This is a genomic window from Streptomyces sp. HB132 (assembly GCF_016909575.1).
GTDB lineage: Bacteria > Actinomycetota > Actinomycetes > Streptomycetales > Streptomycetaceae > Streptomyces.
The window spans coordinates 894,688-903,171 of the sequence record NZ_JAFBGA010000001.1 but is presented as its reverse complement, the minus strand read 5'-3'; the positions used below and the strand labels follow the sequence as shown (position 1 = coordinate 903,171).

At 69.6% G+C, this 8,484-nt stretch carries 5 protein-coding genes and 2 tRNA genes; 2 read left to right on the top strand and 5 right to left on the bottom strand.

What is annotated here, in order from left to right; genetic code table 11:
* Positions 1-133: 133 nt before the first annotated feature.
* Positions 134-1,606 (bottom strand): catalase, encoded by a 1,473-nt coding sequence (locus tag JOC24_RS04350; RefSeq protein ID WP_205018770.1) that lies wholly within the window; start codon positions 1,604-1,606, stop codon positions 134-136.
* Between the two features lie 158 nt (positions 1,607-1,764).
* Between JOC24_RS04350 and JOC24_RS04345 the strand changes: the two genes are divergently transcribed.
* Positions 1,765-2,184, top strand: coding sequence for a Fur family transcriptional regulator (locus JOC24_RS04345; RefSeq protein WP_205018727.1), 420 nt, complete (start codon positions 1,765-1,767; stop codon positions 2,182-2,184).
* A 106-nt stretch (positions 2,185-2,290) separates the two neighbouring features.
* Here the strand turns inward: JOC24_RS04345 and JOC24_RS04340 are convergent.
* The 4 genes from JOC24_RS04340 to JOC24_RS04325 form a co-directional block, all read right to left on the bottom strand.
* Positions 2,291-2,364: transfer RNA gene (locus tag JOC24_RS04340), tRNA-Met, on the bottom strand.
* 96 nt (positions 2,365-2,460) lie between these two features.
* On the bottom strand, positions 2,461-4,512 hold the full coding sequence (locus JOC24_RS04335) for a tetratricopeptide repeat protein (RefSeq protein WP_205018726.1): 2,052 nt from the start codon (positions 4,510-4,512) through the stop codon (positions 2,461-2,463).
* A 212-nt stretch (positions 4,513-4,724) separates the two neighbouring features.
* Positions 4,725-4,798, bottom strand: a tRNA-Met gene (locus JOC24_RS04330).
* A gap of 42 nt (positions 4,799-4,840) precedes the next feature.
* Complete coding sequence (locus tag JOC24_RS04325; protein WP_205018768.1) at positions 4,841-7,786, bottom strand: UPF0182 family membrane protein; 2,946 nt, start codon at positions 7,784-7,786, stop codon at positions 4,841-4,843.
* A 127-nt stretch (positions 7,787-7,913) separates the two neighbouring features.
* On the opposite strand from JOC24_RS04325, the gene JOC24_RS04320 reads away from it, so the two are divergent.
* Positions 7,914-8,483 (top strand): PPA1309 family protein, encoded by a 570-nt coding sequence (locus JOC24_RS04320; RefSeq protein WP_239579431.1) that lies wholly within the window; start codon positions 7,914-7,916, stop codon positions 8,481-8,483.
* The last annotated feature ends 1 nt before the right edge of the window (position 8,484 follow it).

Genomic DNA, 8,484 nt, shown 5'->3' with positions numbered 1-8,484 from the left:
GGGCCGCCCCGGTGCCCGGCCCCAGCCAGCCCCCCGGCGACCCGGGGCCCCCCCCCCCGGGGGGGGGGGGCCCGGGGGCGGGGGGGGGGGGCCCCCCCGGGGGGCCCCCCCCCCCCCCCCCGACGACAAGGACCTACCGGCCGCGCAGGGCCTGGACCGCGGCTTCCAGCCGCTTGCCGAAGTCTCCATCGGCCTGACGGAAGTTGCCGACCGCCCGCTCGGCGATGTCGTCGCGGGAGACCTGGGAGATGAAACCGGCGAGGTTGTCGATCAGCCGGGCCTTCTCGTCCTCGGACAGCAGCCGGTAGAGGTTGCCGGCCTGGACGAAGTCGTCGTCCTCGGCGTGGAGCGGCGCCTCGTGGTTACCCGTGCCACCCGTGACGGGGACGGCCTCCCAGAGCGGCCGGTCCGTCTGGGCCGGGCCGCCGAAGCTGTTCGGCTCGTAGTTCTTCGCGCCCTTGTGCCGGCCGTCGTACAGGTAGCCGTCACGGCTGTTGGTGCGCGCCTCGGTGGCGTGCGGGCGGTTCACCGGCAGGTGGTCGGCGTTGATGCCGACGCGGTAGCGGTGGGCGTCGCCGTACGCGAAGAGGCGGCCCTGGAGCATCTTGTCCGGGGACGGGCCGATGCCGGGCACGAAGTGCGACGGGCTGAAGATCGACTGCTCGACCTCGGCGAAGACGTTCTCCGGGTTGCGGTTGAGCTCCAGCTTGCCGATCTCGATCGGCGGGTAGTCCTCGTGCGGCCACACCTTGGTGAGGTCGAACGGGTTGAAGCGGTACGCAGCCGCCTCGGCCGCGGGCATGATCTGCACCTGCACGGTCCAGCTCGGGAACTCTCCCCGCTCGATGGACTCACGCAGGTCGCGCTGGTGGCTGTCCGGGTCCACACCGGAGAGCCGGACGGCCTCCTCCGTGGTGAGGTTCTTGATGCCCTGGTCGGTCTTGAAGTGGTACTTGACCCAGAAGACCTCACCGGCCTCGTTGTTCCACTGGAACGTGTGCGAGCCGTAGCCGTTCATGTGACGGTACGAGGCCGGGATGCCGCGGTCGCCGAACAGCCACGTCACCTGGTGCGTGGACTCGGGCGACAGACCCCAGAAGTCCCAGACGTTGTCCGCCTCCTGCGAGCCGGTGTACGGGTCGCGCTTCTGGGTGTGGATGAAGTCGGGGAACTTGATGGCGTCCCTGATGAAGAACACCGGGGTGTTGTTGCCCACGAGGTCGTAGTTGCCCTCCTCGGTGTAGAACTTCAGCGCCCAGCCGCGAGGGTCGCGCGCGGCGTCGGCGGAGCCGAGGTTGCCCGCCACGGTGGAGAAGCGCAGGAAGGTCTCGGTCTCCTTGCCGACCTCCGAGAGGAACTTCGCCCGGGTCCACCGCGAGACGTCCCGGGTCAGCGTGAAGGTGCCGTAGGCGCCGGCACCGCGGGCGTGCACGACGCGCTCCGGGATGCGCTCGCGGTTGAAGTGGGCGAGCTTCTCGAGAAGCGCCTGGTCCTGAACGAGAACCGGTCCACCCGGGCCGGCGGTCTCGCTGTTCTGATTGTCGGCCACCGGAGCGCCGGCCTCCGTGGTGAGCGGTCCCTGAGTCACGCGCGCCTCCTGCGTCATGTCCCGCACAGCGTCGTTCCCTGTGCAGTCCGTCCTCGGCCGCAGCCTGCCCTTGGCCGATGTGCCATTGATCCTACATTGGACTTTGTCTAAGTCCAACTGCCATCTAAAGTCACACCCACTCGGGACTCGGCCTCTCCACTGTTAGGCTGGGCCCCATGAGTGACCTCCTGGAACGACTTCGTGGACGTGGCTGGCGCATGACGGCACAGCGGCGCGTGGTGGCCGAGGTTCTCGAGGGGGACCATGTGCACCTGACGGCGGACGAGGTCCACGCGAGGGCCGTCGACCGGTTGCCCGAGATCTCCCGTGCCACCGTGTACAACACGCTGGGCGAGATGGTGTCCCTCGGGGAGGTCATCGAGGTCTCGACCGACCGCCGGGCGAAGCGGTACGACCCGAACGCCCACCGCCCCCACCACCACCTGGTGTGCGGCCGCTGCGGAGCGATCCGGGACGTGCACCCGTCCGGTGATCCACTGGCGGACCTGCCGGACGACGAGCGCTTCGGTTTCACTGTCTCGGACGTCGAGGTGACCTACCGCGGCATCTGCCCGAACTGTTCCGCCACCGCCTGACGGAGGGGCACCGCAGGGCCGCCCTCCTCCAGGCGGCCGCCGGCCTTTGCGCGGGCATACGACAGAGGCCCGGAACCTTGGAAGGTTCCGGGCCTCTGTCTTTCAGTAGCGGGGACAGGATTTGAACCTGCGACCTCTGGGTTATGAGCCCAGCGAGCTACCGAGCTGCTCCACCCCGCGTCGTTGTGAGTGCAACAGTACGGTACTCCCACCGACCGGAGCAAATTCATTCGTGGGACACGCGTGCGGGGCCTTCGACGGCCGGCCCTGCCGTCATCACGCGGTGAGCTCCTGCTGCAGGGCCTCCAGCAGGCGCGCGGCCCGCTCGGTCACCTCCGCCGGACCGAGCTCGACGGCACGCGCGCACCAGCGCTGCCCCTCGGTGAGCTCGCCCCGCCGGGCGGCGAGCAGCGCGAGGCGCAGGGCGGCCCTGCCGTGCCCGTCGTTGGCCGCGCGGCTCCACCACAGGGCCGCCTCGCGCTCGCTGCCCTCACGGGCCAGCAGCAGGCCGAGGTTGAAGGCCCCGTTGCGGCTGCCGGACTCGGCGGCCTCGCGGTACCAGCGCGCGGCGCTCGCCATGTCGCCGCGCGCGGCCGCGAGCATCCCGGCCCTGACCTGGGCGCGGCGGTGCCCCTGCTCGGCCGCTCTCTCGTACCACTCCTCACACTCGGTCCTCTCGGGCATCGGCTCCCCCAGTGCGGGAGGGCCCGGCGCCGGCTGGCGCCGGTCGAGGACGCCCGCCAGCCGGAAGGCGGCCTCCGCGCTGCCGCCGCCCGCGGCGCAACGCAGGTGGCGCTCCGCCTCCCGCTCGTCGCCGTCCCGCAGCAGCGCCATGCCGACCTGCAGCGCGGCATCGGTGTGCCCGGCCGCGGCCGCACGCTGGTACCAGCCGATCGCAGTGCGGTCCTCGTCCCGCCCGGCGTGCAGGATGCCGAGGTTGAAGGCCGCGTCCACGCTGCCCGCCTCCGCGGCCTTGGAGAACCAGGGCTCGGCCCCGGTCGCGTCCCCGGCCTGGAGCAGCAGCACGGCCAGCGCGTTCGCCGCCTCACGGTGACCGGCGTAGGCAGCCCGGCGGTACCACTGCTCGGCCTGCGGTATCCGGTCCTGGGCGGCGCACAGCAGGCCGAGGTTGTACGCGCCGTTGACGTCACCGGCGTCCATGGCGGCGCGGTACCAGCGCTCCGCGGTCTGCTGTTCACCCCTGGCGGCGTGCAGCGCGCCCAGCGCGTTGGCGGCGTTGCCGTCGCCGTCCTGGGCGGCACGCAGCCACCACACCGCCGCGCTCTCCTCGTCACCCGCGTCGCGCAGCAGGAAACCGAGGGCGCAGGCCGCCCGGGGCTCACCGTCCTTGGCCGCGGTGAGATACCAGCGGCCGGCGTCCTTCAGCTCGCCGCGCTGTTCGAGGATGGCCCCGAGGTGCAGGGCCGCACGGCGGTGCCCGCGCGCCGCGGCCTGGCGGTACCACTGCTCGGCCTCGCCGACACGCTCGGAGTCGGGACCCGCGACGGGACTGTCCGGCTTCGCCGGCGTACCGGCGTCCAGCCCCCGGCGGACTTCGCCCACGACGCGGCCGAGCCCGAAGGCGTCATGCGCGTCGCCGACGGCATTGCGCTCGATCGTCCGCGCGAGGCGGTACGCGGCTTCCCGGTGCCCCTGTTCCGCGGCGGCGCGCAGCCAGCGCTCGGCGCCCGTGTCCCCACGGTGTTCCAGCAGGTCGGCCAACGCGTACGCGCCCAGAGCGTGCCCCTGCTCTGCGGACTGGCGGAGCCAGTACTCGGCGCCCGGCTCGTCGCCGCGCTCCCTGAAGTGGCGCCCGAGGGCGTGCGCAGCGGCCGCGGACCCGGCGACAGCGGCGATGCGCCACCATCCGGCCGCCTCGTCCGCGTATCCCCTCTGGTGGAGGAGCACGCCGAGGTTGTTGGCGGCCGCCCGGTCGCCCTCGGCCGTGGCCGCGCGCAGATACGCCTCGGCCCCGTCCAGGTCTCCGCGCCGCAGCAGGAGAGCGCCCAGAACGCTCATCGACGCGGTGTCTCCGGCTTCCGCGGCACGCCGGTGCCGCGCCTCGGTCTCGTCCGCGGTGTCGGTGGTGTCGGTGGTGTCCGCGCTCCCGGTGGCTCGCCCGGTGGTCCGGAACCTCGCAACGCCATCGGCGGTGTCGGTGGTGCCCACGGTCAGGACGGCGGCCTCACAGCCGTCGTCGGCGGTGTCAGCTGTTTCGGCCAGGGCAACGGCGAATGCCGCATCTGCCATGTTTTCCGTCATCCGGCCGCTTCGCTGCACAAACCGCCCTGTCTCCAACAGAGTTGCCCTGTCCCCCATAAATACCATCGTCGCACCACCCGCAACCCGCGTACACCTGGTATATCGCGGCCAGTGAGGTCACTTCAGCGTTTTATCGACATGCCCACAGAGAGACAAGTGAAACACGACTGAGTTCAACTCGTGCCCCGCGAACCGCACTTCACTCCGACAAGTTGAAAAACCGTCCCACGACACGACAAAGGCCCGGATCCCAAAGGATCCGGGCCTTCACCTTTCAGTAGCGGGGACAGGATTTGAACCTGCGACCTCTGGGTTATGAGCCCAGCGAGCTACCGAGCTGCTCCACCCCGCGTCGTTGTGTTCAAACCGTACCACGACGCGGGGTGGAACTTTCTCAGCTGCCCTGGTCACCGTCCTGTGGCTTCCTGGCGTTGGCGTTCTCGGTACCCGAGGAGCCCTCGCCGCCTGTGTCCGAGGCACTGCCCGGCTTGGGCTGCGCGGCCGCGGCCCGTTCGAGAGCGTCCTGGAGGTCGGTCTGGGCCTTGCCGTAGGCCTCCCAGTCCTGCTTCTTGAGGGCCTCCTCGCCCGCCGTGTAGGCCTCCTGGGCGTCCGCGATGGCCGCCTTCAGAGCGGCGTCCCCGGTGGCCGGCGGCTCGGTGGTGTCACCCGGCGGCTCGGTCGGCTCCGTGGGCGTATCGGAACCCTCGACGCCGAAGACCGCGTTGAGCGCCTCCCCGAGACTGTTCTCGAAGACGATCTCCGACCCGTACGAGGCGGCCACCTTGCGCAGCAGCGGATAGTTCTGCGTGCCACCGCGCGTGTAGACCGGTTCGATGTAGAGGAAGCCTCCGTCGAGCGGCACCGTCAGCAGGTTGCCGTACTCGATGTCCGAGTCGGTGCCCTTCAGGTTCCTCACGAACTCGGCGACGTCGTCGTTGCCGTTGAGCTCACTCTGTACCTGGCCGGGGCCCTTCACGGTGGTGGTGACTCTCAGCAGTCTTATCGTGCCGTAGTCCTTGCTGGCCGCGTCGGCGTCAACCGCCATGAACGCCCCCAGGTTGGGGCGCCCCCTCGGGGTGAACGTCGTGGTCAGCGAGAACTTCTGCGTGTCCTGACCCGGCATCTTCATGCTCAGGTAGTACGGCGGAACGGCCCCGGGCTCCTTGTTGGTGGGGTCGTCCGGCACCTGCCAGGCGTCACTTCCGCTGTAGAACTGCGCCGGGTCCTGGACGTGGTAGCGCGTGAGCAGCTCGCGCTGGACCTTGAACAGGTCCTGCGGGTAGCGCAGGTGGTCCATCAGGTCCTGCGGGATGTCGCCCCGGGACTTCACGGTTCCGGGGAAGGCCTTGCGCCACGTCTTGAGCACCGGGTCCTTGGTGTCCCACTCGTAGAGCGTGACCTTTCCGGTGTACGCGTCGACGGTGGCCTTCACCGAGTTGCGGATGTAGTTGACCTGGTTCTGCTGGGCGACGACCGCGCGCTGGTTGGTGGTCAGCGAGTCGGCCGTGGTGTCACCCAGGGTCGTACGCGAGGCGTACGGGTAGCCGTTGGTCGTGGTGTAGGCGTCGACGACCCACTGGATCCGCTTGCCGACCACGGCCGGATAGGCGTCACCGTCGATGGTCAGCCAGGGGGCGACCGCCTCGACGCGTTCCTTGGGCGTCCGGTTGTACAGGATGCGCGAACCGTCCCCGATGGCCCCGGAATACAGTATCTGCGGCTCGCTGAACGACACGGCGTAGGCGGCGCGGTTGAAGGCGTTGGAGAGACTGACCCCGCTCTTGCCCTTGTAGCTGGTGGTCTTCTCGCCGTCCTCCTCGTAGTCGAGCTCCTTCTGGGGCCCGCCGACGATGGAGTACTGCTCGGTCTTCTCGCCGTAGTAAACCCGCTGCTCGTACTCCCCCAGCTCGCCGGTGGTCGGCAGGCCCGACTCCGTGAAGTCCGGGGAACCCGTCGGGTTGGTACCCGTCGTGGTGCCGCGGGCCGCGATGGCGCCGTAGCCGTGGGTGTACGTGAAGTGGTCGTTGATCCAGTTCCGCTTGGGGAGGCCGTCGAGGTTGAGCTCGCGCAGGCCGATGACGGTGTCCTGCTCCTTACCGTCCTCACCCTTGTAGCGGTCGACGTCCAGCGTCTCCGGGAACTGGTAGTAGTTCCTCTTCTGCTGGAGTTGTTGGAAGGCCGGCGAGACGACGTTCGGGTCCATCACCCGGTAGCTGGCGGCCTCGCCCGCGGAGGCGCGCAGCTTGGCCTCGTCGGTCGTCGTGCCCTTGCCGGAGTAGTCGTCCACCTGCGCGTCGTCGATGTCGTAGGCATCACGGGTCGCGTCGATGTTCTTCCGGATGAACGGCGCTTCCTTGGCCTGCTCGTTGGGCTGGACCTGGAACTTCTGCACGATCGCCGGGTAGAGGCCGCCGATCAGGATCGCCGACAGCACCATCAGGCCGAAGCCGATCACCGGCAGCTGCCAGGTGCGGCGCCAGAGGGTCGCGAAGAAGAGCACCGCACAGATGACGGCGATGCAGAACAGGATCGTCTTCGCCGGCAGGTAGGCGTTGGCGTCGACGTACCGCAGGCCGGTCCAGTTGTCCGTGGCCTTGAAGTCACTGGACTTCACGGCCAGGCCGTAGCGGTCGAGCCAGTACGCCACTGCCTTCAGCGAGACGAAGACACCGAGCAGCACGGAGAGATGACCGGTGGCCGCACCCGTGGCACGCGCGCCGGGGCTGGTGACCCGGAGTCCGCCGTAGAGGTAGTGGGTCAGCGCCGCCGCGATCAGCGACAGCACCACTGCCGCGAATCCGAAGCCGAGCATGAAGCGGTACCACGGCAGGTCGAAGGCGTAGAAGGAGACGTCCAGCTTGAACTGGGGGTCCTTCTGGCCGAACGGCACGCCGTTGACATACATGAGCCACGTGCGCCACTGGCTGGACGCGGAGGCTCCGGCGATCAGCCCGACGAGCGCGGTGACGGCGAGCAGCACCCATTTCTTGTACGGGGCGACGCTCATCCGGTAGCGGTCCAGGCTCTGCTGTTCCAGAGACATCGCGCTCAGCGGCGGCCGGAGCCGGTGCGCGAGCCAGACGTTCACACCGATGGCGACGGCCATCAGCAGTCCGAAGACGAGGAACAGACCGATCTTGGTCCACAGAGTGGTGGTGAATACAGACGAATACGCGACCGACCTGTACCAGAGCCAGTCCGTCCAGAACCCGGCGAACATGACGAAGGCCATGGCGAGAACCGCCAGGACCCCCAAAGTCATGAGCAGGGTACGGACGCGCCGGGACGGGCGGCCGACTCTGATCCGTGGCCCGGTCGGGCCTCCGCCGCGGTCCGGCATCTGGAAAGCCAACGTGCGCACCTCGAAGTTCGCGGTCGTGTGAAGCAGGCCCAGCGATCGTAGAGCCCACCTATGCAACTTACTGAGGCTTTACCTAGTTCCCGTTACCGGGGCGGAAGGAGGCAGGATGTTGGGCATGCCCAATGTTTCCCCCTCAGGCCCTCCGATGGCCGCGAGCCCACTGACCGTCGCCGTACTCGAGATCGACACCTACGCCGCGAGCCTCGGCTGGGACCAGCCGGCCAGGCTGTTCGCCCTGGTCGACACCGCCCGACTGCGTGCCCACGAGCCGGGCCTCGCCGCCCAGCTCGGCCTCGACGACACCGCTTCCACGACCGCCACGCTCACCCCGGTCGAGCAGGAGGAGCTCCCCGCCGGCACCGCGCTGGACGAGTTCCTCGCCACGATCGCCTGGCCCGATGCCGTCGTCGGCTGCGCCATGACCGTGGAGCGCATGATGCTGCCGCCGTCCGCGGAGACGTCCGTGCCGGACGGTCTGACCGACGCCCAGCTGACCGAATGGGTCGCCGGGCACCCCGACCGCCAGGAGGTGCGGATGACCGTGGCGGTGCTGCGGGACGGGGCGCGGGACTCCGCCGTGCGACTGCGGGAGAAGGACTCCCCGACCGAGGTCCTGACCGGTGCGGGGCTGGTCCCGGGGCTGGCCGAGGCACTCGCGGCCACGTTCGAGTCCTGAC